We start from the raw sequence: 25,678 nt of genomic DNA, 5'->3' as shown, positions 1-25,678 counted from the left end.
TCTATCCTGCCGAAGCGATGCCGCTGGTTCGACCAGCACACAGACGACAACACCCGGCCAAGGTGCGCCAAAGGGCGTGGCGCTGTGAGAACGCCGCAGGTCAAACCCACAAACTAGGCCTATGGGGGAGAAGCGGGCCGGGTTCGTCTCGCGGCGTCGCGACGAGATCGTCGACGTGTTGCTCGCGACCGCCGTGCTCGCCTACACGATCCCGCACATGCTGCTGCGGCCGCACGCGTGGTTCCCCGTGTCCCTCTGGCTGTCGGTCCCCGCCACCGTGGTGGCCGCTCTCACCCTGCTCGTACGGCGGCGCACCGCGTGGCCGTCGCTCGCCGCCTCGGTGGTGTGCGCGGCCTTCACCGGACAGGGCGTGGCGCTCGCCGCCGCCGCCTACTCGATGGCGGCCGCGAAAACGGTCCGCGCGTGGCGGGCGACCGCCGGGGGCCTGGCCGCCGTCTACCTGCTGGCCGATTATCTCGCGCCGGAGAGCCCCCGGATGGCCTTCCTGAGCGCCTTCCACGCCGTGGCGTTCGTCTACCTGCCCGCGATGATCGGGAACTGGGAGCGGGCCTACCGCGCGATGGTCGACGACCTGCGCGAGTCGATGTGGCTGCGTGAGGAGCACGCCGCGTCACGGGAGCGCCGGCGCATCGCGGGGGAACTGCACGACACGGTGACCCACGCCGTCACCGTCATGGTCCTCAACGCGGGCATCATCCAGGACAACGACGACCTCGGGGAGATCCGCAAACTGGCCAAGAACGTCGAGGACAAGGGCGTCCGCGCCCTGGCGGAGCTGCGGGAGCTGCTCACGGTGCTGCGCCGCGCGGACATGCCGGCCTCCGCCGCGGGCCTGGAGGCCATCCCGCCGCTGGTGGCGGAGGGCAACGTGACCGGTCTGCGCGTCGCCCTGCATCTCGACGTCCCCCCTGGTCTGCTGAACAGGCAGGCGGAGCACGCGTGTTTCCGGGTGGTGCAGGAGGGACTGAACAACGTACGCAAGCACGCGCCCGGGGCCCGGGTCCAGGTCGACTGCGAGGCGTGCGGAGACGTCGTGAACGTGTCGGTGGTGAACGGCCCCGGCGGCGAAGGACACGATCCCTCCCCGGCGGAGCACCCCGTGAGATCCGGCTACGGCCTGGTCGGCCTCAAGGAACGGGTCAACCTGGTCGGCGGCTGGATCATGTCGGGGCCGACGCCGGAGGGCGGCTTCGCGCTCACCGCACGCGTCCCCTGCCACCCGCCGGACGCGTCGCCCCGGCCTCCCGCGGTCAGCGGCCGCTGAGCGCCCCGAGCTCGCGCAGCGGGCCCAGGGGGCGTTCCTCGACGACGACGGCGCGCCGCCCTGGTAGCGGTCCCGCCGTCAGATGCGTTCGATCACGACGACGGGGATCTCGCGAGAGGTCTTCGTCGTGTAGACGTCGTAGTCGGGCCAGGTGGCGGTCATCGTCCGCCACATGTCGGGCCGCTCCTCCGGCGTGGCGGTGCGGGCCCTCGCCTTGAACCGGTCGCCCTTGACCTGAAGCTCGACCTCGGGATCGGCCACGAGGTTCTTGTACCAGAGCGGGTGATCCGGTGCGCCGCCCTGTGAGGCGACGAGCAGATAGGCGTCGCCGTAGGGCTGGTAGATCAGGGGGGTGCTGTGCCTGGTGCCCGTCTTGCGGCCGGTGGTCGTCAGGATCGCGACCGTGGTGCCCCGCCAGTCGTGACCCTCTTCGCCATCGGTCTCGACGTACCGCTTCACATGTTCTTTGCCATAAAGCATCTTGCTCACCTCGCCTCTCTTCCGCGTCAACCCGCGGGGGCGTCGACCAATTCCAGGGCGACGTCGAGGGCGGCCTGCATTCGCTCCTCGTCGGTCACGTTCTGGTCGATGAGGACGAACCAGACCGCGTGCATCGCGAAGACGGCCATCGACCGCCTGAGCCGTACGGCGGGGCTGTCTCCGGGCTCGCAGAGCATGTCGATGAGGCCGGTCATGCGCTCGCGCATCTCCTCGACCTTGCCGTGCCCGCGCAGCGCGGTCTGATTGCGCTCCATGAACCGCATGACCTCGTGGTGGCGGCCGCGGGTCATGTCCTCGGAGTACCGCCTGATGATCTCCCGCCGGGTCTCCGGAGTGCGCGGCTGCTCCTTCGCCCAGGCGACCAGATCCTCGATGGCCTGCGCCCGGTCCTCGGTGAGGCTGGCGACGATGTCCTCTTTGGTCTTGAAGTGGTAGTACAGCGCGGCCTTGGTCACCCCGAGGGCTTCGGCGATCTCCCGCAAGGAGGTGGCCTCGTAGCCCTGTTCGGTGAAGAGCTTGATGGCGACTTCCTGGATGCGGGTCCGTGTGTTCGTTTGTGCACCCATTGTCCGATTATCCCTTATTAACTTGACGGCCGGCAAGTAAGGAGAATACCGTAGATCCATAACTTGCCGGGCGGCAAGTAAGCCACAAGGGGGGCTCCACTGATGACGGAAACCGCGGCCGCGCCGGCGCGGTCCAGAGAAGTAATGATCGTGCTCCCGGGCCTGGTGCTGGCGATCATGCTGGCGATGCTCGACAACATGATCGTCGGCACGGCGATGCCGAGGATCGTGGCCGAGCTGAACGGCCTGGAATATTTCACCTGGGTGACCACGGCCTACGTGCTGGGCACCACCGTGTCGACCCCCATCTGGGGCAAGCTCGGCGACCTCTACGGCCGTAAGAACATCTTCCTCGGCTCCATCGTCCTGTTCCTCATCGGGTCCGCCCTGTGTGGAATGGCCGGTTCGGCGATGTTCGGCGGCACCGGCGACGGCATGACCGAGCTGATCGCGTTCCGCGCCCTTCAGGGCCTCGGCGCGGGCGGCCTCATGGTCAACGTGATGGCGATCATCGGTGACCTGGTGCCTCCGCGCGAGCGGGGCCAGTACCAGGGCATCATGGCCGCGATGATGTCGCTGGCCATGATCGCGGGTCCGCTCGTCGGCGGTTTCATCACCGACCACCTGAACTGGCGCTGGGCGTTCTACGTCAACCTGCCGCTGGGCGGCGTCGCCCTGCTGTGGTTGATCGCCAAGCTGCACCTGCCCAAGAAGCGCACCGAGCATCGGATCGACTGGCTGGGCGCGGGCGTCCTCACCGTCGGCATCACCGCGCTCGTGCTGATCACCTCCTGGGGCGGCCAGGCACACGGATACGCCTGGGGTTCCTGGCAGATCATCCTGCTGGCGGTCCTCGCGGTCGTCTCGCTCGCCGTCTTCCTGCCGATCGAGAAGCGCGCGGCCGAGCCGATCATGCCGCTGCACGTGTTCCGCAACCGCAACTTCTCGCTGACCTCACTGATCGGCTTCCTGCTCGGGTTCGCCATGTTCGGCGCGATCAGCTTCATGCCGCTGTTCCAGCAGACCGTCCAGGGCGCCTCGGCGACCAACTCCGGCCTGCTCCTGCTGCCGATGATGGGCGCGATGATGGTCGTGTCCCTCTTCGTCGGCCGGGCGATCACCAAGACCGGCAAGTACAAGATCTACCCGGTGATCGGCGGCGCCATCATGGCGGTCGGCATGTGGCTGCTGTCGCTGCAGGACGTCAACACCAGCACCTTCCAGACCGGCGTGTTCATCGCGGTCCTGGGCCTCGGCATGGGCTTCCTGATGCAGACCAGCATGCTGATCGCGCAGAACAGCGTCGAGCAGCGTGACCTGGGCGTGGCGAGCAGCGCCTCGACGTTCTTCCGCTCCATCGGTGGTTCGTTCGGCATCTCGCTGTTCGGTGCGATCTTCAACAACCACCTGACGGCGAGCCTGACCGAGAAGATCGGCCCGCAGGCCGCGGCGGCGGTCACCGCGAGTGGCGGGCAGATGAACTCCGCCGCGCTCGACCAGTTGCCTCCGCAGATCAAGGGCGGGTTCCTGGAGTCGCTCGCCGGCTCGATCAGCTCGGTCTTCGGCTGGGCGGTGCTGTTCGCGGTGCTGGTTCCGGTCCTCGCCCTCTTCATCAAGGAGATCCCGCTCAGGGGTGGCCCGACCTCGGCGAGCGAGGACCGCGAGCCGGTTCCGGCCGTCGCCTTCGAGTGACCCTCCCCGAGCAGACCGAGTAGACGTTCCTGAGAAAGCCGTACGGCCTGTGCCCCAGCTGGGGCACAGGCCGTACGGTCTTTCTGCGCCGGGGTCGGAGTCGGAGTCGGCGCCGGGGCCGATCAGGCGGGGCTTTCCGAGCGGTCGGCGGACCAGTCGGTGTGGAACGAGCCGTCGCGGTCCACGCGGCGGTAGGTGTGGGCGCCGAAGAAGTCCCGCAGGCCCTGGACGAGCGCCGCGGGCAGGCGGTCCCTGCGCAGGGCGTCGTAGTAGGCGAGCGCGGAGGAGAAGCCCGGCGTCGGGACGCCGATCGTCGCCGCCGTCGCCACCACGCGCCGCCAGGAGTCCTGGGCCGCGGTGAGCGCCTCGGCGAAGGTCGGGTCGACCAGCAGGGTCGGCAGCCGGCGGTCGGCGTCGTAGGCCTCGCGGATCCGGTCGAGGAAGCGCGCCCGGATGATGCAGCCGCCGCGCCAGATCGTTGCCATGGCCCCGAGGTCGATGTCCCAGCCGTACTCCTCGCTGGCCGCCACCATCTGGTCGAAGCCCTGGGCGTAGGCGACGATCTTGGAGGCGTAGAGCGCGCGGCGCACGTCCTCGACGAGGTCCGCGTGCGCGGCCGTCCCGTTCGGGCCCGCCAGGGCGCGTGCGGCCGCGCGCTGCTCGGGGTGGCCGGACAGGGCGCGGGAGAACACCGCCTCGGCGATGCCGGTCACCGGGACGCCGAGGTCGAGGGCGCTCTGCACGGTCCAGCGGCCGGTGCCCTTCTGTTCGGCCTGGTCGACCACGACGTCGACGAACGGCTTGCCCGTCTCGGCGTCGACGTGGCCGAGCACCTCGGCGGTGATCTCGATGAGGTACGACTCGAGCTCGCCCCCGTTCCACTCGCGGAAGACGTCGGCGAGCTCCGCGGGGGACAGTCCCAGCGCCTGCCGCAGCAGGTCGTAGGACTCGGCGATGAGCTGCATGTCGGCGTACTCGATGCCGTTGTGCACCATCTTCACGAAGTGCCCGGCGCCGTCGGGACCGACGTGCACGCAGCACGGCGTCCCGTCGACCTTCGCGGAGATGTCCTCGAGTAGCGGCCCGAGCGTCTTGTAGGCCTCGGCGTCCCCGCCGGGCATGATGCTCGGCCCGTTGAGCGCGCCCTCCTCGCCGCCGGAGATCCCGGTGCCGACGAACAGCAGGCCGCGCTCCTTCAGCGCCGCCTCCCTGCGGCGGGTGTCCGCGTAGTTCGCGTTGCCGCCGTCGATGATCATGTCGCCCGGCTCCATGTAGGCGGCCAGTTCCTCGATCACCGCGTCGGTGGGGCCGCCGGCCTTCACCATGATGATGGCTTTCCGCGGGCGGTTCAGCGACGCGACGAAATCCTTGACCGAGCCCGCGGGCAGGAACGAGCCCTCTGCCGCGTGGTCCTCCATGAACTGGTTCGTGCGCTCCTCGGTGCGGTTGTGCACCGCGACCACATATCCGTGGTGGGCGAAGTTCCTGGCCAGGTTGCGGCCCATGACGGCCAGCCCGGTCACTCCGATGTCTGCCTTGTCCATGACACCAGTCATATACCGTTCGAGGGTGTCCGGGGGCGACCGGGGGAGGCCGGGCAATCGCCGCTCTCGCTTATAGTGACAAAACCCGGCTAATCCGACGGGTTTTCTATAGAGATGGCTGTCCGGGGCGAGAAATGCTTGGCAGTGGCCTTGATCCTCTGTTAAGAGGGGGGATGCCCGAGGCCGGGCTGACCATCGTCATCATGTGATCAACGGAGAGTTCGACGTGTTCATACCGAAGCCGGAACGGTCGGTCGTCGCGATACCCCCGCCCGGAGACGGGGCCGGATTCTGGGCTGGCGCGCCCAGCGCCGTCAGCAAGGACGGGTGGATCTACCTCGCCTACCGGCTGCGGCGTCCCATCGGCGAGGGCCGCGGATACGCGATCGAGGTGGCGAGGTCGGCGGACGGGGTGCACTTCGAGACGTTGCTCACCATCTCGAAGGAGCAGATGAACACCGAGTCCCTGGAGCGTCCCACTCTCGTGGCGACCCCCGAGGGCAGGTGGCGTCTGTACCTCAGTTGCGCCACGTACGGCACCAAGCACTGGCGGGTGGAGGTCATGGAGGCCGACGACCCCGCGGCCTTCGACCCCGCCGCGGCCCGGGTCGTGCTCCCCGGCGACCTGAAGACCGGGGTCAAGGACCCCGTGATCCTTCACCACGGCGACATGTGGCACCTGTGGGCGTCCTGCCATCCGCTGGAGGACCCGCAGGAGGCCGACCAGATGGTCACCGACTACGCCACCAGCGCCGACGGGCTCGACTGGGCCTGGCAGGGGACCGCCCTCGACCGGCGGCCGGGTGCCTGGGACTCCCGAGGCGTGCGCGTCAGCGCGGTCACCTTCACGGGGGAGACCGTCATCGCCTACTACGACGGCAGGGCGTCGGCCGAGGAGAACTACGAGGAGCGCACCGGCGTCGCGATCGGCCCCGACCCGTCGACGCTGACGGCGACCGGGGCCGGGCCCGCCGCGCAGTCGGGCCACGCCGGGGGCGGGCTGCGCTACCTGGACATTGTGCCCGTCGACGGAGGCCACCGGCTCTACTACGAGCTGACCCGGCCCGACGGCGCCCACGAGTTGCGCACCGAACTGCGCTGACCCGCCCGGGGCTACGCCGTCCCGCGCCTCGGCCGCCCGTTGCGCGCCTGCCGCTGGCCTGACGGCCGGCTGCCCACGAGGCCGCCCGACCTCTCGCGGGGGCGGAGCCAGTCGCTGTAGTCCTCCTCCGTGACCTCCTGGAGGAGGGCGATGTCCGCGGCGAAGTAGGACAACAGCTCCTGACGCTGTGCCCAGGTCAGGGGCCGCCGCGCCCGGCCGCCCCGCTGGAGGACCCTCTCCATGGGCGCCGTCAGCCGCTGCCCGAGGATCCGGTCGCCCAGCCGTACGAGTTGGGAGAGCATCTCGTGGCGCCGGGTCTCCGGCGGATGGGCGGTGACGTTCTCCCGGGGGATCTCGGTGATCAGCCCCCGCTCGACGCCGAGGAACGCGCAGATGCGGTCCAGGGTGTCGGCCGGGCGGTCGACCACGTCCCGGTAGCGGAAGAGCAGCACCTGCTCGCGCGGGAACAGCGAGAACAGGTGCCTGAGCTGCTCGCCGTACCTGCCGATCGCGACGTAGTGCCAGAACGGCGCCCACCCCGCCGCGATCCTGCTGCGCTCCCGCGCGCACGCCTCGATCACGTCGCCGACCGGTTCGAGCCCCGCGGACCAGAGGTGGGTCCAGTTGGAGTGCGCGCGCTCGACCGGGTCGCGCAGCGAGACGATCAGTTTGGCTCCCGGGATCGCGTCCCGGATCCGCCGCTGGGCGGCCAGATCGTAGAGGTAGAACGGGGTCGCCTCGCCGCACAGCGCCCCGGCGGGAGCCGCGTCGAAGAGCCCCTCGTAGTCGGCGCGCCGCCACACGTGCTCGCGGTAGGTCTCGGCGTCTCCGGGACCCACGCCCGGCGGGGGCGGGCCGTCGGTGAGGAAGAACTTCGGCTCCTTGACGGCCGACATGAACAGCCCCGGATGCCGGGCCAGGGCGGTGTGCAGGGCGGTCGTCCCGGCCTTCGGGACCCCGATCACCAGGAAGTCAGGCAAGGGCATGCTTATCCTCCCTATTTTCCTACAAATTTAGTTGGAAATATCACCTCCTGGGAAGCGTCCTTTCTGGGTTGGTGTACCACCCTGGCGGCCTTCCTATCGCGGTTCCCCGGAGTCGCCCCCGAGGCGGGGTGATCGTCGTTAGCATGGCCGCCATGATCCCCACGGATCCGGAGGAAAGCCCCGAATCCCTACGCAGGCGTGCCCACGAGCTGCGGGAGTGCGCGCGGCGGGCGAGGGCCATCGCCGAGACGCTCGGCCCCTTCCTCGACCAGGCGGTGGCCGTGGCCACCGCGAAGGACGCCTGGCAGGGCTGGTACGCCAGAGAGACGACCAGCCGACTGCAGGACCACAAACGGCATCTGGGCGGGATGGCCAACCGGCTCGTCATGGACGCGGGCGCGTGGGTCAGGGAGGCCGAGAGCCTGGAACGGCAGGCCGACGCGGCGAAGAAGGCGGCCAAATGACCTACGCCGGTTTCGACGTCGACAAGATCCGCCTGCTGGCCAGGGAGCTCAGGAAGGCGGGAGGCGGGGCCGGCGGGCTCCAGCGTGACCTCGCCAAGGTGCTCGGCGACGCCGAGTCCGCCCTGAACGGCGCGTCCCCGACGTCGTACCAGCCGCTGCTGGACACGATGCGCGGCGGGGAGGCCAGGGGTGTGCCCGGCGTGCTGGCGACCGTCCTGCCGGACACGGCGGGCGAGATCGACCGACGGTGCGACCGGATCTCGCCCTCCGGCGCCCCATTCCCGCCCGGCACGGTCGTCGACCCGATGATCGTCTTCGATCGGGACGAGCCCGACCAGGGCAAGGTCAACCAGGCGCTCGACGCGATCAAGGGGCTCGGCGGCGATGACTTCGGGATGAACGGGAACCGCGACGATCTGCGCGCGGTCGCCAAGCGCCTGGAGGAACTCACCCCCGCCGAACTCGACCTGTTCCTGTCGAAGGTGAGCGACGAGGACCTCAAGAGGTACGGCAGGCTCATCTCCGACACGGGGGACGGCTGGCTCAACCCGTTCGACCACAACGGCCTGCCCGACGGCGAGCGGCGCGAGCACCTCAGCCACCTCCTCGAGCGGGCGGGACCGGGGCTGTGGGGCAAGCTCGCCGCGGACCTGCCCGGCGTCCAGCCCGGGTTCGACTCCACCGACGTCTTCCTCGACGGCGCCAACAGCCAGAGCGGCGTGAGCACCGCGGGGCTCCATTACGGCACGCCGAACGTCCCGATGTTCGTCGACGGCGTCCAGGCGGACGAGGTGGCCCAGGGAACGCTGGGCGACTGCTGGTACATCGCCTCGCTGAAGGCCACCGCCGCCGCCGACCCGAAGTTCATCCAGGACGGCATCCGGCAGAACGCCAACGGGACCGTCTCCGTGCGGGTGTGGGACAAGGACGGAAAACTGCACTGGGTGACGATGACACCCGACCTGCCGTTGGACGCCGGCGGCGACATCGCGTTCGCGCGGAGCGTCAGCGGCAACACGACGACGGAAAGCTGGCCCGGGTACTACGAGAAGGCGTTCGCCCTGCTGTACGCCGAGGACAAGGGCGGCGCCCCGGACGGCAAGGGCGGCGACGACCGGTACGACCGCGAGGAACACGGCAGCTACGGCGCCATCGAGTGGGACTACAACGAGCAGGCCCCGCCGTACGTCACGGGTGACGACGCCGACGGCATCGACCTCGACTACGACGATGTGAAGAAGGCCTTCGACTCGGGGCATCCCGTGATCGTCTCAAGCCGTTCCTCGAACGACGGGCTGCCCGCCAACCTGAAGGCCTCCTACGTGACCCGGCACGTCTTCTACGTGAAGGGGTTCAAGGACGGGAAGATCGTTCTGGGGAACCCCTGGGGTCCGGGCTCGCCCGACGCCGTGGTCACGCCGGACGAGTTCAAGAAGTGGTTCGACGATCCGCAGAAGCTGAGCGTGGGGGACTGACATGGAAGAGTGGCGGCTGCGCCGCGGCATCCCGTACCGCCTGGAGCACGGCGGGGCGTCCCTGCTCGTGGGGATCAACGACCTCACGCCCGGGCAGGTCGTCGTCACCGTGAACGTGGACGGCGTGCCGAGCGGCACCTATGAGCTGGGCGTCGGCGACACCCTCGACATCGCCGACCGGTCGTACACGGTGACCGCGATCGAGGCGGACGGGCGGGGATACGCCGACCTGGAGGCCGGGTCGTGAGGCGCGCACCGGTCCTCGTGGCCGCGCTGTTGGCGGTCTCGGCCTGTCAGTCCACCGGTGAGCAGACCGCTGAGGCGTGTTCGGGGGCCGATCGGGCCGGCGCCGTGCACATCCTCCAGGGCGGCGCCCACCCCCTGGCCGGCGGCGCCCGCGCCGGGCTCAACTCAGTCGGGGACGACCATGAGGCGACGCTTACGCTGATGGGGGGAGCGGCGGGCGACCCCGGCTCGGTGAGCGTCAAGGTGGGTGACCAGTTCACCGTCGCCGGACACCGGTTCGAGGTGGTGCAGGTCTGCGCCGACCTCGTATCCGTCGTCGCCGGCTCCTGAGGACTCGCGCGCCGTCTCTGTCCTGACCTCGAACCACACGTCGTTCCTGCCGTCTTCCCTGATGATCCCCCAGCGGTCGGACAGCACGTCCAGCAGGGGCAGGCCCCGTCCGTTCGAGCCGTTCGGCACGACGTGCCCCGCGCACGGGGGAGCGGCCGATCCGTCGTCCTCCACGCGGATCCGCACCCGGTCGCGAAGGCGCGAGACGGTGATGACGAACGTGCCGCCCTGTCCCGATCGCGAGTGGACGACCGCGTTGGTGACGATCTCACTGGTCAGCAGCACGCAGTCGTCGTGGCGTGGGTGGTCGCGTCCCAGGACGGCGGACACCAGCCGGCGAGCGTGCCGCACCTGTTCGCGCGCGCCGGCGAGCCGCGCCACCCGGTTTCCCGCAGCGTCCCCCGAGATCTCCATCGAGCCTCCTCTGTGGTCCCACAGATTGGACGTCCGCGAGTCAGCCGGAGATGTCACAAGAAGGTAGGAGTGTAGTTGCCTGCGGTGTATGTCCAGCGGTCTGTTGTCCGGGCGATGACTTTTGCGAAGTCAATCGCCGTTCCGGGAATGTGTCGCCGTCGATATATGTCTCAGGAGACGTGACGGAACCGCGCCAAGCCACCACCACGTTCTCGGGACGGACCAGGTGGGTCCGGCAACTCGAGACGCCGTTGCGCGAATTCCTGCGCACCGAGACCGGCAGTGCCGCCATCCTGCTGGCCGCCACACTGGCGGCCCTCGTCTGGGCCAATGTGGATCTGCGGTCCTACGAGGCCGTATGGGGCACCGACCTGTCCGTACGGCTGGGCGACGCGGCCGTCGCCCAGGACCTCAGGCACTGGATCAACACCGGCCTGATGACCTTCTTCTTCTTCGTGGTCGGCCTGGAGGCGCGCCGCGAGTTCGACATGGGCGAGTTGCGCGACCGGCGCAGGCTCGCCCTGCCGGTCCTCGCCGGCATCGGCGGCATGCTCGTGCCCATCGCGATCTACGCGGTGTTCAACGGGGGCCTGCCGTCCGCGCACGGCTGGGGCGCCGCCATGTCGACGGACACGGCCTTCGCCCTGGGGATGCTGGCCCTGGTCGCCTCCCGGTTCCCCGCCCGCGCGCACACCTACATGCTCACCGTCACCGTCGTCGACGACCTCATCGCCCTCTGCGTCATCGCGATCTTCTACAGCGAGCACGTGGCGGCGTTCCCGCTCCTGGTCGCGATCGCGATCTTCGCGGTCACCGTGGTGCTCAAGTCGAGATCGGTCCGCGGGGGATTCCTCTACGCGGCGCTCGGGATCGGGGCCTGGGTGGCGCTGTTCGAGTCGGGGGTCGAACCCGTCGTCATCGGCCTGGCGATGGGGTTGCTGACGAACGCCTCGCCCGCCGCCCGCGTCGACTTGGAGCGGGCGAGCGACCTCTTCCGGCTGTTCCGCGAGCAGCCGACGGCCGAGCTCGCCCGGTCGGCGACCGCGGGCGTGGTGAACGCCGTCTCGCGGAACCACCGCCTCCAGCAGCTCTACCACCCCTGGACGAGCTATGCGATCGTGCCGCTGTTCGCGCTGTCGAACGCCGGGATCCCGCTCAGCGGCGAGTTCCTCGTGCGCGCGATCACCTCGCCGATCACGCTGGGCATCCTGATCGCCTACGTGGTGGGCAAGCCCGCCGGCATCATCGGCTCGACCTGGCTGGTCTCCCGGCTCAGCGGCGGGCGGGTGCGGCCCCCTGTCGGGTGGGCGGCGGTCGCCGGCGTCGGAACCATCGCGGGGATCGGCTTCACCGTGTCGCTGCTGATCGCCACGCTCGCCTTCAGCGGCCCGGAGTTGGAGGAGGCCAAGTTCGGCATCCTGGCCGCCGCCCTGTGCGCCTCGGTGGTCACGTGGATCGTGTCGCGGGTGACCGCCATGTTGCCGAGGAAGACCAGGGCCAGGGCGCTGCTCGGCACCGCGGAGAGCATCGTCGACCTCGCCGACCCGGTCGACCCGGAACGCGACCATCTCCGCGGCCCGGAGGACGCGCAGGTGACGCTGGTGGAGTACGGGGACTTCGAGTGCCCCTACTGCGGCCTGGCCGAGCCGGTGGTGCGTGAGATCCTCGCCGACTTCGGCGACGTCAGGTACGTATGGCGGCATCTCCCGCTGCGTGACGTCCATCCGTCCGCGCAGCTCGCCGCCGAGGCGGCGGAGGCGGCGGCCGAGCAGGGGGCCTTCTGGGAGATGCACGACCTGCTGCTCAGCCACCAGGGCGACCTGCTGCTCCCCGACCTCGTCGTCTACGCCGAGCAGATCGGCCTCGACGCCGAGCGGTTCCGCGACGACCTCGACGCGCACTCCGGCGCCGACCGGATCGAGGAGGACATGGACTCCGCCGATCTGAGCGGCGTTTCCGGCACGCCCACGTTCTTCATCAACGGGCGGCGCCACCACGGCGCCTACGACATCGTGACGTTGTCCGCCGCCGTCAAGGCCGCGCGGGTGCGCGAGGCCCTGAGGTCGTAGGCGCTGAGGTTGTAGGCGCCGGGCTCGGGCGGGCGGCGCCCGTCACCGGCCGGTAGGCCCCCCGTCGAGCGCCGAGCCGTTCATGGACGTACCGTTCACCGGCGTGCCGCTGACCGACAGGACCGGCTCGTTCACCTCGATGGCCGGGAACGTGCCGGTGTCGAGGATGCCGTGCTCGTTGTAGGCGGCCTCGATCAGGGCGTACGCCTTCGCCTCGAGCTTCCACAGGGATCGGTACTCGCGGGCGGTGTCGAGCGGGATGCCGATCTCGAGTGCGATGTCGGCCGCCCGGGGCACGTACTTGTGCTCGATCTGCTCGTCCCAGTACTCCCTGGCGGCACGGATGGCGGCGGCGCGTTGCGCGGTGCCGACGATCTGGGGAGCGTTCGCCCGGCGGATCTCGTCCTCGTCGTCGACCTCGCCCGCGGCGAGCCCCGCGAGCAGGGCCGGGCGGGCGGGAGGCTCCTGCGGCTCGGGCGCCCACGGGACGGGCGGGTCCAGGTCGATCAGCGCCGCCGTGTTGTAGAGCGCTCCAATCTGGGACAGCAGCGCCTCCTGGCGCTCGGTGTCGACCGCGAGGCCGGTGTACTCCACCGCCCGGTCCATCTCCTTGTCGAGCCGCGCGAGCGCGCCGCGCATCCTGCGGTCGGACGCGCCGGCCTCGCGCAGGGCCCGGGCGCGTTTGGCGGCCAGGGCGACCCGGGTGAGCCTGCGGTGCGCGTCGACCTCGCTCGCGGTCCTGTCGCTCGCCTCGGCCAGCCCGACCCTGACCAGCACGCGTTCGGGGGTGAGCCGCCAGTTGATCCGGGCGCGGCCGGTGATGCGGTGCCGTTCGATCGCCATGCCGCGCTCCCACAGCCACGCGGCGACGAGCGGCGCGGCGAGCCGGAACAGCGCCTCGGCGAGGCTTCTGGCGTCCAGGCTGGACAACACCGCCGACAGGCCCGTGAGGGCCCAGACGGCGATTCCGTCGATGCCGGCGGAGTAGTTCTCCCGCATGTTGCGGCGGGCCCGGACGGCGCTGGTGATCACGGCCACCTCGATGAACGCGAACAGCAGCAGGCGCAGCGGCCCGTCGAAGCCGAGCACGTCACCGGAGAAGCGCCACATGCCCTGGGCGGAGACGCCGGTGGCGATGCTGGCGGCGATGATGGTGAGGATGTCCTCCGCCGGGCGGCCGGCGGCGTAGCGGCGAAGGAGCCGCGTCACCGCCCGGATGGCGGTGCGCAGGACGAAGAAGAGCAGAGTCAGCACGGCCAGGGATGACACGCAGATCACGACGGTGCCGACGGGATGGGCCGAGGTGAAGGCGGTTATTTCATCTATTGGCGGCATCGGTCACCGTCTTTCGATCTCCGACACGATATCTGGGAGATCATTCCAGAACGCGGGCATGCTCCGTGAGTAAACCGTTGCTCACCGTCGGAAGCGAAGTGATTACGGAGGACCGATACGCCACATGAGTCGCGAAGGGACTCAGGCGTCGGGTGCAGCCAGCCAGTCGTCCACCCGCCCGGTCAGCCGGGCCTTCGTCTCCTCCGGCGCGAACGAGGCCGCGATCGAGGCCCGGGCGAACTCGGCCATGACCTCGTCGCCGTACCCGAAGGCGTCCCGGACGCGGGCGTACTCCTGTGTCAAGGTGGTCCCGGCGATCGACGGGATGTCGGTGTTCAGCGTGACGACCAGACCGGCGTCACGCAGCCGGGGCAGGGGGTGGGCGGCCAGGGAGCCCGCGATGCCCAGGGCGACGTTCGACGAGGGGCACACCTCGAGCGGGATCGCCCGGTCCCGCACCTCGGCCACGAGTTCCGCGTCGTCCAGGACCCGGATCCCGTGCCCCAGCCGTTCGGCGCCGCCGGGGCCGATCGCCTCGCGGACGCTCGCCGCGCCGCACGTCTCGCCCGCGTGGTGGACGACGTGGAGGCCCGCGTCCCCGGCGGCCGCGAAGACCTCGGCGAACGGAGCCAGCGGATGGGACTCCTCCCCGGCGACGCCCACACCGGCGACGGCCGGATGGCGGGCGGCCAGTTCCACCGTGCGCCTCGCCCGCTCGACCGACCTGCGGCGCGAGTGGTCGAGCAGCACCCGGCATTGCACGCCGTGGGCCGCCTGCCCCTCGGCGAGGCCGTCGAGCACGGCCTCCAGCGGCATCTCCAGGTCGCCGAGCCGTTCGCCGTGCGAGGCCGCGGTGAACGTCACCTCCGCGTACGCGGTGCCCTGCGCCGCCTCGTCCTCACAGAACTCGACCGCGATCCGGCGGAAGTCCTCCGGCCGGCGCAGGCAGTCGCGCACGAGAGAGTTGTGGTCGGCGAACTGCCGGAAGCCGTCGAAGGCGAGGGGCGTCCCGCCGTCTCCGCGTGAGGGCACGGCCACGCCGTTCGCCGCGCCGATCTCCGCGAGCGTCTCCCAGCGGATCGTGCTCTCCAGGTGGACGTGCAGATGGGCTTTCGGCAGCAGCCTGAGGTCGCGCATGGCCGGAGGATAGGAGGCCGGGTTCCCGCCTCGCATCCGGATTTCCGCCGCCCGGGCCTCAGATGCCGAGGTTGAGCCGGGCGAGCGGCTCCACCAGTTCCTCCTCCTCGTAGCCGAGATGCGACAGCAGGGCGTCGGCCAGCAGGTCCACCTGGAGGCGGACGCCGTCGAGCTTCTCCGGGTCCTCGATCATGGCCACGAGCGCCGCGTCGAGCCCGGTCAGCACGCCCGCGATGACCTCGTGCTCCTGCTCCAGCCGTTCGACCACGGGCCCGAGGGACGGCTCCGCCCCCGTCAGCATCGGGAACATGTGCTCGTCCTCGATGGTGTGGTGGGTGGTGAGCAGGCGGCAGTAGGACGCGCAGAACGTGCCGAGCGTCCAGTAGTTCTGCCGCATCGTCAGCTGGTTGATCAGGGACCGGAGGGACTCCGCGTCGGTCTGCCCGTCCGCGACCTGCTCCAGCGCGTCCCTGATCTGGGTGAGCTCCTGCCGGAGGTGGTCGTGGATGAGGACCAGGCGCTGCCCGTTCGCGCGCTGCGCGGGAGGCAGGGCGTTGATGTCGCGCTTGGCGGACCGGGGGCGGGTCGCCTCGTCCAGGACGCTCACGGATCCCCGCTCCGTCGCCAGGACGGCCGGGGGAGCGACCGGGGCTCCCTCTTCCACCGAGGAGGCGGAGCCGGTGGAGGAGGCGGCGGGGCGCTCGCGTGCCACGGCCTCGCGGACCGCGGGCGCGACCTCCTCCGCGAAGGTCCTGAGGCTGCGCTCGTCGTCGGCGGCGAGCACGAACACGCTCATGCCGTACCGGAACGTGAGCTCGGCGAGCTGCTCGGCCCAGATCTTCGGCGGGCCGTCGAGGAAGCCGCCGCCCGCCAGGCCGGAGAAGCGCCCGGAGACGTTGTAGACACGCCGCACGTCGCCGGGGTCCCGCCCGGCCTGCTCGGCGGCGGCGTCGACGATCGCGGACATGCCCGCGAGCTCGGACGGCGCCGCGTAGCCGGACGAGGGGACCCATCCGTCGCCGAGCCGCCCGGTCAGCTCGAGCATCCTGCGCTTGTAGGCGCCGATCCACAGGCCGATGGGGTGTGCGGGGAACGGCCCGGGGTGCGCGCCGTCGAGCCGGTAGTGGCGGCCGTCGATGTGCACGCCGTCGCCGGGGGTCCACAACGCCCGCATGACCCCGATGGCCTCCTCCAGCGCGTCGACCGACTCCGCCGGAGTGCGCACCGGCCCGCCCAGTGCGGCGACGCCGCCGGGGAACGCGCCCGAGCCCAGGCCCAGCTCGACCCGGCCGTCGCTCAGCAGGTCGAGCGAGGCGGCACTGCGCGCGAGTACGGCGGGCGGCCGCAGCGGCAGGTTGACCACGTCGGGGAACAGCCGGATGCGTGACGTGCGCGCGGCGAGCACCGACAGCAGCGTCCACGTGTCGAGGAAGGACGGCTGGTACGGGTGATCCTGAAAGCCGAGGATGTCCAGCCCGAGGTCCTCGGCCAGCAGGGCCTGCCGTTCGAGCCTGCGGCGTCCGGCCGCGTCCGGCGTGAGGAACGCGCCGAACCACAGCTCGTGCCCGAAGTCAGCCATCGTGTTGTTCACTACCTCTCCCGAGCCAGCGTTCACCCCACGCGATCAGCGGCTGAACGGCGAGGGCCAGCTCCTTGCCTCTCTCGGTCATCGTGTAGGTGATCTGGACCGGCGTCGTCGGCTGGACCTCGCGGACCAGCACCTGGGCGGCGTCCAGCTCGCGCAGCCGCTGGGCCAGCACGCGCTCGGAGATGCCGGGCACGGCGGCGAGGAACTCGCTGTAGCGCCGCGCGCCGTCCTGGGCCGCCATCAGGATCGCGCCGTTCCAGCGCCGCCCGACGAGCTCGATCGCGGCCTGGAACGAGGGACAGCGCGCCTCGAAGTCATCTTTTGTCGTCATAAGTCAGATCACCGTGGGACAGCATAGCTTACATTTCGGAAGCTACTTACATTGTGGAAGTTTCCTGATATGGCATGATCTCGCCTCATGGAGCTCCAGATGCCGGAGGGCACTGTGTTGTCGGTGGTGACCGGCTCCCGCGCCTACGGGCTGGACGGCGAGGGCTCCGACGTGGACCGGCGGGGCGTCTTCGTGATACCCACGCCGATGTTCTGGCGTCTGGACAAGCCCCCCACGCACCTGGACGGCCCGATGGCCGAGCAGTTCTCGTGGGAGGTCGAGCGGTTCTGCGTGCTGGCGATGCGGGCCAACCCGACCGTCCTGGAGTGCCTGTGGTCGCCGATCGTCGAGCACGCGACCCCGGTCGGCGAAGAACTTCTCGCGATCCGGAGCGCCTTCCTGTCCCGGGAGGCCGAGCGGACGTTCGCGGCCTACTCCGACGACCAGTTCCGCCGTCTCGAGTCCCGCGGGGGCGAGCCGCCCGGTCCCGACGCCAGGTTCGCCGCCGAGCCGCGATTCAGGAAGATGACCATGCATCTGCTCCGCCTGCTGGCCGGCGGGCTGCACCTGGTGCGCCACGGTGAGCCCCTGGTGCGCGTCGACGACGGCCTCCGCGCGCGCCTGCTCGCCGTACGGCACGGCGCGACCGGCTGGCAGGAGGCGAAGCGCTGGCGCGCGGAGCTGACTGGCGAGCTGTCGGCGGCGATCGCCGGCGGAAGCGCGCTTCCCGACAAGCCGGGCAAGGACGTGATCGAGGATTTCCTCATGAGGGTGCGGAGGTCGGCCCTGTGACCGCGGTGCTGCCGGTGTGGCTGGACCGCATCCCGGGAGAGCAGCCGCATCCACTCGCGTTCGCCTCGGTCAGTGGCGCGCATCTGTACGGCTTCCCGTCCCGGGACTCCGACGTGGATCTGCGCGGCGTGCACATCCTGCCCGTCGAGGACGTCGTCGGGCTGCGGCAGGGGGAGGAGACGGTCTCCCGTGCCTGGGTGCGTGAAGGCGTCGAGGTCGACCTCGTCACCCACGACCTCGCCAAGTTCTGCCGGCTGCTGCTCGGCCGCAACGGCTACGTGCTGGAACAGTTGCTCTCGCCGCTCGTGGTGGCCTCGTCGCCGGTCCACGAGGAGCTGACGGCGCTGGCCCCTGCGTGCCTCACCCGTCATCACGCCCACCACTACCTCGGGTTCGCCCGCACCCAGCGGCGGCTGTTCGCCAGGACCGGCGAGCTGAAGCCCCTGCTCTACTCGTTCCGGGTGCTGCTCACGGGTGTCCACCTGATGCGCACGGGCCGGCTCGTCGCCGACCTGACGGGGCTGCTCGACGGCGGCCCGCCGTACCTCGCCGAGCTGGTCGCGGCCAAGCGCGCGGCCGAGCACGGCGCGCTGCCCGGCGACGCCCCCGCCGCCGACGTGCTCGACCGCGACCTGGACGCGCTCACCGCCGAACTGGAGGACGCGCGCGACCACTCGCACCTGCCCGACCGGCCCTCCGCTCAGGACGCTCTGCACGACCTCGTCGTACGGACGCGCCTCACCTCACCCCCATGCTGACAATCCGGACAAGCTGGATATGCTGATCACTGTCGAGATCATGAACACGCACGGGGGAGTGCTCCTTGGAGCAAGATCGGCGATCCTGGGGCTTCGATCCGACCACGCCCAACATCGCGCGGTTGTACGACTACTACCTGGGCGGCAAGGACAACTTCGCCGCCGACCGTGAGGCCGCCGAGCGCATCCTCACCGTGGCCCCGGAGCTGCGGCTCGCCGCCCGGGAGAACCGGGCCTTCCTCGGCCGGGCCGTCCGGTTCCTGGCCGAGTCGGGCATCACCCAGTTCCTGGACATCGGGACCGGCCTGCCCACCCAGGGCAACGTCCACGAGGTGGCCGCCGAGGTCATCGACGACGCCCGGGTCGTCTACGTGGACAAGGACCCGGTGGTGCTCGGACACGCGCGGGCCCTGCTGGCGGGCACGGGCGGGACGACCACCGTCGTCGAGGGCGACCTGCGGCGCCCCGAGGAGATCCTGAACCACGACGACGTGGTCAAGGCGATCGACTTCGGCAGGCCCGTCGGCCTGCTCCTCGTCGCGATCATGCACTTCATCCCCGACGAGGACGAACCGGCGCGCATCCTGGCCACCCTCAGGGACGCGCTCGCGCCGGGAAGCTTCATCGTCCTGTCGCACGGCACGCGCGACGCCCGCGCCGAGGCCGTGAAGGCCGGCACGCAGGTGTACGAGGGCGCCACCTCGCCGCTGGTGCTGCGCGGCCGCGACGAGATCGGGGACCTGTTCGAAGGGTTCGACCTGGTGGAACCCGGACTGGTCTGGCTGCCCGAATGGCGGCCGGACCTAGCGGTCCAGTTCGACCCGCCGGAGACGTCACTCATCCTCTGCGGCGTGGGCCGCAAGATCTGACAGCGAGGTCCAGCGTGGAGATCGGTCTTGCGCTCGCGCAGTACGGGCGGTTCGCGTCGCTGGACAGCGTCAGGCTCGTGGCGCGCGAGGCCGAATCGCTCGGGTTCTCCAGCCTCTGGGTCGGTGACCGGCTGATGACTCCGCTCAAGCCGAAGGACCCCTATCCCGGCGGGGACGGGACCATCCCGGAGGCCCACCGCGTCTTCCTCGACCCGGTCGCGGTGTTGACGGTCGCCGCGGCGACCACCACGCGGGTCCGGCTCGGCACCAGCGTGCTCAACGCGTGCTGGTACCCGCCGGTGCTGCTCGCCCGCTCGCTCGCCACCGTCGACCAGTTGAGCGGCGGACGCCTGTGCGTGGGCCTGGGGCTGGGCTGGTCCTCCGACGAGTACGCCGCCGTCGGGGTGCCCTGGAGATCGCGGGGATCCCGGTTCGACGCCGTCCTCGACCTGCTGGACGCCGTGTGGACCACCGACCCCGTCTCCTACGAGGACGAGCGCTGGGCGGTCGCCCCCAGCCACATCTTCCCCAAGCCGGCCGCCAGGCCGCCGCTCTACCTGTCGGGGTTCGCGCCGGCCGCCCTTGAGCGCGTCGGGCGCAGGGCGGACGGCTGGCTGCCCGCCGCGCTGCCGATCCCCGTCCTCACCTCCATGTGGAAGGCCGTCCAGCGGAGTGCGGAGGAGGCGGGCCGCGATCCCGACATGTTGCGCATGGTCCTGCGCAGCAACCCTCTCATCACCGACGAGCCCGCGCCCGAGTCGCGGGTGCCGCGAGCGGGAACGGTGGCGCAGATCGCCGGGTACCTCGCCGCCGCGGCGGACGCCGGAGTTCACGAGATCTTCGTGGACCTCCAGCTCACCGCCCGGGACGACCACCATCTCCTGGAACTCGCCGAGGCCTTCCGCGCCGCGCTCTGAACGTCTCCCCACCGGCGCGGTCCCCGACATGTGGGCCGCCCACATTGATCGGCCGTCTCCGTCGGGCGAACGTGTGTCTGTCACGGGGGTCGACCGTCAAGGGAGATGTGATGAGACGACGTCCGTGGGGCAGGCTGCCGGCCGCTCTCGGGATGGTGGCCGCCATCGTCCTCGCGGCCCCCGCCGCGCCCGCCTCGGCCACCGGGTCGGTGACGCTGGAGGCGACCTATACGTCCGGACTGCAGAACGGCTGGGCCCAGGTCGAGCGGTACAAGGACAACTCCAGCGCCTTCACGGCCGAGGCGTACCCGTCGGACGGCAGGGGTGACCAGACCGGCCAGACGAGGCGCCTGTTCGGCGACGTGGCCCGCCCGCACTCCTCGCGTTTCCTGCTCTACTCCGCGCCGGGATGGCAGACGGGCTCCAAGCCCGTCCCCGTCCTGCTCGTCCACGGCGCCAACCAGACGGCCGACCAGGCGTGGGCGAACCCCAACGCCGCCGGCGCGTACGGCTGCGGCCAGGCGACTTGCCCCTCGACCGGCCTCATGCAGAGCCTGAGCGGCAAGGGATACAAGGTCTTCGCGATCGGGTTCCCGCACACCACCGGCGACGGGTACTACTGGTCGGAGCAGATCGCCGACGCCGTCTCCCTGATCAGGGCCAAGACGGGCGCCGCCCAGGTCGACGTGGTCGGCTGGTCCAAGGGCGCGTTCAACGCCCGCATGTACGTCTCGTCATTGCGCAAGTCCTGGGGCACCGCGTACAGGGGGGACGTCAGGAAACTCATCCTGCTCGGAGGACCCAACAAGGGCTTCGACTGGGGCTACCGCCACGGCTGGACCCACGATTTCGCGATATTTCCTGAATGTGGAGGCACGCTCAACGCGCCCGCACCGCACACGAAGATGGTCTGCTACGGCCTCTGGCGCACCCACACCGACCTGAGCTACGAGGGCGACGCCTACCCGGGCTCCGACGACATGCTCTACCGCTGGGACGACGTCTATCCGCTGTCCACCCTCGAGCAGGACTGGTACACCACCTACTACGGCGGCACCGGCTTCTACACGGCGGGCCGCGGCATCCAGTACGCCATCGACCGCGGCTCGCTGGTCGTGCCCCTGATCAACGCCGGCACCCCGGCGAGCGTGCCGGTCTACCAGCTCTGCGGCAACACGCCGGACATGGCGCTCCTGCACAACGAACACACGGGCCCGTCCGACGGAGCCGTCTTCGTCGCCAGTTGCTCCGCGCCCGACGGGATCGGCAACCGGGCGGCCACCGCCGTCCTCGGCCTCAACCACCTCAAGCTCGGCTGGGCGTCCGGCGCCGTGAACCAGGTCGCCGCCTGGCTCGGCTGATCAGGACCGGCCAGGCGCGGGAAACTCCGGCGTCGCGGCCCCCACGTCCACCGGCCCCGGATCCCGTACGGAGGATCCGGGGCCGGCTCCATGAGCGGCCGATCACGAATACCGGTGGGCGGTGGTCGCATGCGGGCAGGGATGACTGATAATGGCTGCAATCACGACCACTCCAGGAGACCTCGGTGACCAGCCCATTCAGCAGGGACAACCTCGATCTCGCCACGAGCGCCCAGGAGCTGGCGGACAGCGCGCCCGCCGGATCTCTCCGTCACGCGGCGGCCGCGTCGGTCGCGATCACCTGCGCCACCACTCGCGACAACGATCACGCCCGCAGCACCCTGGACGGCATCGCACCCGATGACGTGCGCCAGGCCGCCCTGGAGTTGTTCGACCAGCTCTCCGGCCGCGCCGGCTGAAGCACTCCGGCCGGCCGCTCCGGACTGTCACGGTGGCCGGCCCGCCCCGGACGGCCCGCGCCGCTCAGCTCGGCTGAGAGGGGCGCGGGCCGCCGGGAGGGAGAACGCCCTCAGGAGGCGGCGCGGGCGTGCGCGCCCGACGCGAGCCCGGGCGGCGCCGAGGCCAGGGCCTTCTGGATGGCGTCGACCAGCGCCAGCGCGGCCTCCTCGGTGAGCTCGACCGCGACCCGCGCCGACGGGCCCTCGCCGGGGTTGGTGAAGTCGATGTTCAGCGTGTGCTCATGGCAGGCGTGGAACGGATGGTCGACGTAGACGGCGCCGTCGCTGAGCGTGAACCAGCCGGTCGCCCCCTTCGCGGCGCCCTCAAGCTCGATCCGCTGGGTGAGATAGGTGCACATCGTGGCTCCTGTCAGGCGCCGAGGTGGCGGCCGTAGAAGTCGAAGATCTTCTTCCAGCCGTCCACGGCGGCGGCGGGGCGGTACGAGGGCCTGTCGACGGCGAAGAACCCGTGCCCGGCGTCGGGGTAGGAGTGGAACTCGTGCTCCTTGCCCAGCTTGTCGAGCTCAGCGGCGAGCACCCCGACCTCCTCGGGCCCGGGGAAGGAGTCGTCGGCGCCGAACAGCCCGAGCAGCGGGCAGGACAGGCCGGGCGCCTTGGACAGGAGCGACGTGGCCTTCATGCCGGACTCGGCGGGCGGCTCGTTGACCACGAAGGCCCCGTAGCAGTCCACGGCCGCGTCGATCTGGAGCGAGCAGGCGGCCAGGAACGTCTGCCGCCCGCCGGAGCAGAAGCCGATCACACCGATCTTGCCGTTGGCGTGCTCCAGCCCGTTCAGGTGGGCCGCCGCCCCGGCCACGTCGCCGACGAGCTGCTCGTCGGCGACGCCGCCCTTCGCCCGCGCCGCCGCCGCCTGGTCGTCCGGGCTGACGCCCGCGCCCTCACGTGAGTACAGGTTCGGGCAGACGGCGGCGTAGCCGTGGGCCGCGAACTTTCTGACGATCTCCTTGGAGGCCTCGTCGTACCCGGGCATGTGGTGGATCACCACCACGCCGCCGCGGGCCTCCTCACCGAGCGGTCGGGCCAGGTAGGCCTCGAGCTCGGCGTCCTCGTGCCCGGCGATGTTGATCGTGCCGGCCCAGATCGCGTCGTTCATCGCTGTTCCTCTTGCTCGTGCGCACTCGTGTCGCTCGTGCGTACTGGTGGGTTCTGCCAAGCCCGTACGGCTCGCAGCGGAATGGAAGATCCGGTCAGGTCGTCGTCCTTCGCCTGCCGTCCAGCAGCGAGGCGATCGCCCCGATGACCATCATGACCGCGGCGGCGGAGAAGACCACGACGAGGCCCTGGTGGACGGGTGCGGAGATCAGATTAGGGAAGAACTCGTTCCCGGTCAGCCGGGCCTGCGTGTCCGGCGGCAGCGCGCTCAGCACGTCCGGCGGCAGGATCGTCCGGATGGGGTTGTAGCCCAGGAAGGCGGCGAACAGGCTGCCGACGGGCGGCAGGTGGCCGATCGACTGCGCGACGGCCGCGGGGACGCCCGATCTCTCCAGGCCCGAGGTGAGGGCGTTCGGCAGTCCGGCCGCCAGGCCGATGATGAGCAGGGAGAAGAAGACGCCGATCGACAGGGCCTGCCCGGAGTTCTGGAAGGTCCCGCGCATCCCGGCGGCGGCTCCCCGCTGGTGGGCGGGGACGCTGCTCATCACCCGCGAGGTGTTGGGGGAGGAGAACACGCCCGAGCCGATCCCGCTGATCGCCAGCAGGGCCGCGAAGACCCAGTAGGGGAAGTCGACCGGCAGCGCCATGAGGCCGAGGAAGGCCGCGGCCACGATGATCAGGCCGCCGGAGGCGAATAGCCGCTGGCCGTATCTGTCGGACAGGTAGCCCGACACCGGGCCGGCGGCGAGGAATCCCACCGTCAGCGGCAACATGTAGATGCCCGCCCACAGTGGGGTCTCCTCGAAGGCGAAGCCGTGCAGCGGCAGCCAGATCCCCTGCAACCAGATGATCAGCATGAACTGCAGGCCGCCGCGCCCGATCGCCGACAGCAGCACCGCCAGGCTGCCCGCGGAGAACTGCGGGATCCGGAACAGGCTGAGCTGGAACATCGGCTCGGCGGCCCTCCTCTCGATCACGCAGAACACGGCCAGCAGCAGGACCCCGCCGGCGATCCCGCCGAGTACCCACGGGTTCTCCCAGCCCGTCGAGTGCCCGCCGTACGGCTGGATGCCGTAGGTGATGGCGGCGAGCACCACGCCGAGCCCCGCCGCGAAGGTGATGTTGCCGGGCAGGTCGAGCCGGCCGGGGCGGCGCTCGCCCAGCTCGTGGAGCGAGGCGTAGGACCAGATCGTGCCGACGAGGCCGATGGGGACGCTGACCAGGAACACGACCCGCCAGTCCCATTCCGCGAGGAGCCCGCCGATGATCAGGCCGAGGAACGAGCCCGCGATGGCGGCGACCTGGTTGACGCCCAGCGCCGTGCCACGCTGCTCCACCGGGAAGGCGTCGGTGAGGATCGCCGTGGAGTTGGCGAAGAGCATGGCGCCGCCCACGCCCTGCACGACCCGCCAGCCGATCAGCCACAACGCGCCCGATCCGCCGTGCAGCGGGTCGAGCGACAACGCGATCGAGGCGACGGTGAACACCGCGAACCCGGCGTTGTAGATCCGCACCCGGCCGTACATGTCTCCCAGCCGGCCGGCCGGGACGACGAGTACGGCGGACACCAGCAGAAAGCCCATGATCATCCACAGCAGGAAGCTCACGTTGCCGGGCTCCAGCGGATTGAGCCCGATGCCCCTGAAGATCGCCGGTAGCGAGATGATGACGATCGACGAGTTCACGGTGGCCAGCAGCATGCCCACCGTCGTGTTCGACAGCGCCACCCACTTGTAACGGGGATGGTCCCGATCGAGCCGCCCGGCCCGCCGGGCCGGGCCGGAACCCGTCGAGGTCTTCGAGGCGTCCATGGAGCCTTCCGCGTCACGCATTGCGCACGACCTCCTCCTTCGACCCGATAGTAGTTGCTTTGCCTAACTAACTACTCACGGGGTCGCCGGGACCGGGGGGCGGGTGGAGGCGGGGCCCGGGCCGGCCGCCGTGATTCCTGAGCTGGCCCGGGAAAGCGAAAAGCCGCCGGAGATCCGGCGGCTTCGAACAGGCCGTCAAGGCCGGGAAAAGATGGTGGGCGATACTGGGATTGAACCAGTGACCTCTTCCGTGTCAGGGAAGCGCTCTCCCGCTGAGCTAATCGCCCGTCAGACCAGAGGTGGAGACGGGATTTGAACCCGTGTAGACGGCTTTGCAGGCCGCTGCCTCGCCTCTCGGCCACTCCACCAGGTGCAAACACCGAGCGGAAGACGGGATTCGAACCCGCGACCCTCACCTTGGCAAGGTGATGCTCTACCACTGAGCCACTTCCGCATGCCGTCCGCCCGGGGGGCGAACTCACGCGTCGAACTTTATCGAATGACCGCCCACACCCCAAATCAGTGCGAGCCGCC

Annotated in this window: 25 protein-coding genes and 3 tRNA genes; 13 read left to right on the top strand and 15 right to left on the bottom strand. The window is 70.3% G+C overall.

Annotated features, from left to right (window positions below; translation table 11 throughout):
* Positions 1-121: 121 nt before the first annotated feature.
* Complete coding sequence (locus tag Pka01_RS22655; protein ID WP_203884853.1) at positions 122-1,285, top strand: sensor histidine kinase; 1,164 nt, start codon at positions 122-124, stop codon at positions 1,283-1,285.
* 78 nt (positions 1,286-1,363) lie between these two features.
* On the opposite strand, the gene Pka01_RS22650 is transcribed toward Pka01_RS22655, so the two are convergent.
* Together Pka01_RS22650 and Pka01_RS22645 are read right to left on the bottom strand one after the other, a co-directional pair.
* A complete protein-coding gene (locus Pka01_RS22650; protein ID WP_203884852.1) occupies positions 1,364-1,765 on the bottom strand; it encodes a nitroreductase family deazaflavin-dependent oxidoreductase in 402 nt (133 codons plus the stop codon).
* A gap of 26 nt (positions 1,766-1,791) precedes the next feature.
* Complete coding sequence (locus Pka01_RS22645; protein WP_203884851.1) at positions 1,792-2,352, bottom strand: TetR/AcrR family transcriptional regulator; 561 nt, start codon at positions 2,350-2,352, stop codon at positions 1,792-1,794.
* A 102-nt stretch (positions 2,353-2,454) separates the two neighbouring features.
* On the opposite strand from Pka01_RS22645, the gene Pka01_RS22640 reads away from it, so the two are divergent.
* Positions 2,455-4,044: an MDR family MFS transporter gene (locus tag Pka01_RS22640; RefSeq protein WP_203884850.1), complete on the top strand. Its 1,590-nt coding sequence runs from the start codon at positions 2,455-2,457 to the stop codon at positions 4,042-4,044.
* 122 nt (positions 4,045-4,166) lie between these two features.
* Here Pka01_RS22640 and gnd read toward each other — a convergent pair whose 3' ends face one another.
* The gene (gene gnd / locus Pka01_RS22635; RefSeq protein ID WP_203884849.1) at positions 4,167-5,588 is read right to left on the bottom strand and encodes an NADP-dependent phosphogluconate dehydrogenase; all 1,422 of its coding nucleotides are present in this window, start codon (positions 5,586-5,588) and stop codon (positions 4,167-4,169) included.
* 205 nt (positions 5,589-5,793) lie between these two features.
* Here gnd and Pka01_RS22630 point away from each other — a divergent pair, with 205 nt between their 5' ends.
* Positions 5,794-6,690 carry a hypothetical protein gene (locus Pka01_RS22630; RefSeq protein ID WP_239115209.1) on the top strand — a complete coding sequence of 299 codons (897 nt, stop codon included), beginning with the start codon at positions 5,794-5,796 and terminating at the stop codon, positions 6,688-6,690.
* An 11-nt stretch (positions 6,691-6,701) separates the two neighbouring features.
* On the opposite strand, the gene Pka01_RS22625 is transcribed toward Pka01_RS22630, so the two are convergent.
* On the bottom strand, positions 6,702-7,676 hold the full coding sequence (locus Pka01_RS22625; RefSeq protein WP_203884848.1) for a sulfotransferase family protein: 975 nt from the start codon (positions 7,674-7,676) through the stop codon (positions 6,702-6,704).
* 152 nt (positions 7,677-7,828) lie between these two features.
* On the opposite strand from Pka01_RS22625, the gene Pka01_RS22620 reads away from it, so the two are divergent.
* The 3 genes from Pka01_RS22620 to Pka01_RS22610 are packed head-to-tail and all read left to right on the top strand — an operon-like array spanning position 7,829 to position 9,862.
* The gene (locus tag Pka01_RS22620) at positions 7,829-8,140 is read left to right on the top strand and encodes a hypothetical protein (RefSeq protein WP_203884847.1); all 312 of its coding nucleotides are present in this window, start codon (positions 7,829-7,831) and stop codon (positions 8,138-8,140) included.
* Positions 8,137-9,615, top strand: coding sequence for a C2 family cysteine protease (locus Pka01_RS22615; RefSeq protein ID WP_203884846.1), 1,479 nt, complete (start codon positions 8,137-8,139; stop codon positions 9,613-9,615). The genes Pka01_RS22620 and Pka01_RS22615 overlap by 4 nt, the downstream gene beginning before the upstream one ends.
* A 1-nt stretch (position 9,616) precedes the next feature.
* Complete coding sequence (locus Pka01_RS22610) at positions 9,617-9,862, top strand: DUF6406 domain-containing protein (RefSeq protein WP_203884845.1); 246 nt, start codon at positions 9,617-9,619, stop codon at positions 9,860-9,862.
* 164 nt (positions 9,863-10,026) lie between these two features.
* Here the strand turns inward: Pka01_RS22610 and Pka01_RS22605 are convergent, their stop codons facing one another.
* Positions 10,027-10,605 carry an ATP-binding protein gene (locus Pka01_RS22605; protein ID WP_203884844.1) on the bottom strand — a complete coding sequence of 193 codons (579 nt, stop codon included), beginning with the start codon at positions 10,603-10,605 and terminating at the stop codon, positions 10,027-10,029.
* 179 nt (positions 10,606-10,784) lie between these two features.
* Here Pka01_RS22605 and nhaA point away from each other — a divergent pair, with 179 nt between their 5' ends.
* Positions 10,785-12,674, top strand: a complete 1,890-nt coding sequence (gene nhaA / locus Pka01_RS22600) for a Na+/H+ antiporter NhaA (RefSeq protein WP_203884843.1) — start codon at positions 10,785-10,787, stop codon at positions 12,672-12,674.
* A 42-nt stretch (positions 12,675-12,716) separates the two neighbouring features.
* On the opposite strand, the gene Pka01_RS22595 is transcribed toward nhaA, so the two are convergent.
* From Pka01_RS22595 to Pka01_RS22580, 4 genes are all read right to left on the bottom strand, one after another.
* Positions 12,717-14,009 carry a hypothetical protein gene (locus Pka01_RS22595; protein ID WP_203884842.1) on the bottom strand — a complete coding sequence of 431 codons (1,293 nt, stop codon included), beginning with the start codon at positions 14,007-14,009 and terminating at the stop codon, positions 12,717-12,719.
* A 141-nt stretch (positions 14,010-14,150) separates the two neighbouring features.
* Complete coding sequence (add, locus tag Pka01_RS22590) at positions 14,151-15,146, bottom strand: adenosine deaminase (protein ID WP_203884841.1); 996 nt, start codon at positions 15,144-15,146, stop codon at positions 14,151-14,153.
* A gap of 58 nt (positions 15,147-15,204) precedes the next feature.
* A complete protein-coding gene (locus Pka01_RS22585; RefSeq protein ID WP_239115208.1) occupies positions 15,205-16,737 on the bottom strand; it encodes an LLM class flavin-dependent oxidoreductase in 1,533 nt (510 codons plus the stop codon).
* The gene (locus Pka01_RS22580; protein WP_203884840.1) at positions 16,718-17,065 is read right to left on the bottom strand and encodes a winged helix-turn-helix transcriptional regulator; all 348 of its coding nucleotides are present in this window, start codon (positions 17,063-17,065) and stop codon (positions 16,718-16,720) included. Before Pka01_RS22580 ends, Pka01_RS22585 begins: the two co-directional genes overlap by 20 nt.
* 99 nt (positions 17,066-17,164) lie before the next feature.
* Between Pka01_RS22580 and Pka01_RS22575 the strand changes: the two genes are divergently transcribed.
* The 6 genes from Pka01_RS22575 (at position 17,165) to Pka01_RS22550 (ending at position 22,181) form a co-directional block, all read left to right on the top strand.
* On the top strand, positions 17,165-17,857 hold the full coding sequence (locus tag Pka01_RS22575) for a nucleotidyltransferase domain-containing protein (protein ID WP_239115207.1): 693 nt from the start codon (positions 17,165-17,167) through the stop codon (positions 17,855-17,857).
* Positions 17,854-18,615: a nucleotidyltransferase domain-containing protein gene (locus Pka01_RS22570; RefSeq protein WP_203884838.1), complete on the top strand. Its 762-nt coding sequence runs from the start codon at positions 17,854-17,856 to the stop codon at positions 18,613-18,615. The genes Pka01_RS22575 and Pka01_RS22570 overlap by 4 nt, the downstream gene beginning before the upstream one ends.
* Positions 18,616-18,680: 65 nt before the next feature.
* Positions 18,681-19,484, top strand: coding sequence for an SAM-dependent methyltransferase (locus tag Pka01_RS22565; protein WP_203884837.1), 804 nt, complete (start codon positions 18,681-18,683; stop codon positions 19,482-19,484).
* A 14-nt stretch (positions 19,485-19,498) separates the two neighbouring features.
* Positions 19,499-20,401 (top strand): TIGR03619 family F420-dependent LLM class oxidoreductase, encoded by a 903-nt coding sequence (locus Pka01_RS22560; RefSeq protein WP_203884836.1) that lies wholly within the window; start codon positions 19,499-19,501, stop codon positions 20,399-20,401.
* Between the two features lie 110 nt (positions 20,402-20,511).
* A complete protein-coding gene (locus tag Pka01_RS22555) occupies positions 20,512-21,762 on the top strand; it encodes an esterase/lipase family protein (protein WP_203884835.1) in 1,251 nt (416 codons plus the stop codon).
* A 185-nt stretch (positions 21,763-21,947) separates the two neighbouring features.
* Positions 21,948-22,181, top strand: coding sequence for a hypothetical protein (locus Pka01_RS22550; protein ID WP_203884834.1), 234 nt, complete (start codon positions 21,948-21,950; stop codon positions 22,179-22,181).
* A 110-nt stretch (positions 22,182-22,291) separates the two neighbouring features.
* Here the strand turns inward: Pka01_RS22550 and Pka01_RS22545 are convergent, their stop codons facing one another.
* The 6 genes from Pka01_RS22545 to Pka01_RS22520 all read right to left on the bottom strand — a co-directional run bounded on the left by Pka01_RS22545 (position 22,292) and on the right by Pka01_RS22520 (position 25,598).
* Complete coding sequence (locus Pka01_RS22545) at positions 22,292-22,579, bottom strand: DUF6295 family protein (RefSeq protein WP_203884833.1); 288 nt, start codon at positions 22,577-22,579, stop codon at positions 22,292-22,294.
* Between the two features lie 11 nt (positions 22,580-22,590).
* Positions 22,591-23,334, bottom strand: a complete 744-nt coding sequence (locus Pka01_RS22540) for a dienelactone hydrolase family protein (protein ID WP_203884832.1) — start codon at positions 23,332-23,334, stop codon at positions 22,591-22,593.
* 94 nt (positions 23,335-23,428) lie between these two features.
* On the bottom strand, positions 23,429-25,165 hold the full coding sequence (locus Pka01_RS22535; RefSeq protein WP_239115206.1) for an MFS transporter: 1,737 nt from the start codon (positions 25,163-25,165) through the stop codon (positions 23,429-23,431).
* 191 nt (positions 25,166-25,356) lie between these two features.
* A tRNA-Val gene (locus Pka01_RS22530) sits at positions 25,357-25,431 on the bottom strand.
* A 10-nt stretch (positions 25,432-25,441) separates the two neighbouring features.
* Positions 25,442-25,512: transfer RNA gene (locus Pka01_RS22525), tRNA-Cys, on the bottom strand.
* Positions 25,513-25,526: 14 nt separating this feature from the next.
* Positions 25,527-25,598, bottom strand: a tRNA-Gly gene (locus Pka01_RS22520).
* Positions 25,599-25,678: the final 80 nt, after the last annotated feature.

Origin of the sequence: Planotetraspora kaengkrachanensis, assembly GCF_016862895.1 — a bacterium.
GTDB classification, from domain to species: domain Bacteria; phylum Actinomycetota; class Actinomycetes; order Streptosporangiales; family Streptosporangiaceae; genus Planotetraspora; species Planotetraspora kaengkrachanensis.
This window is presented reverse-complemented; position numbering and strand designations above follow the sequence as displayed.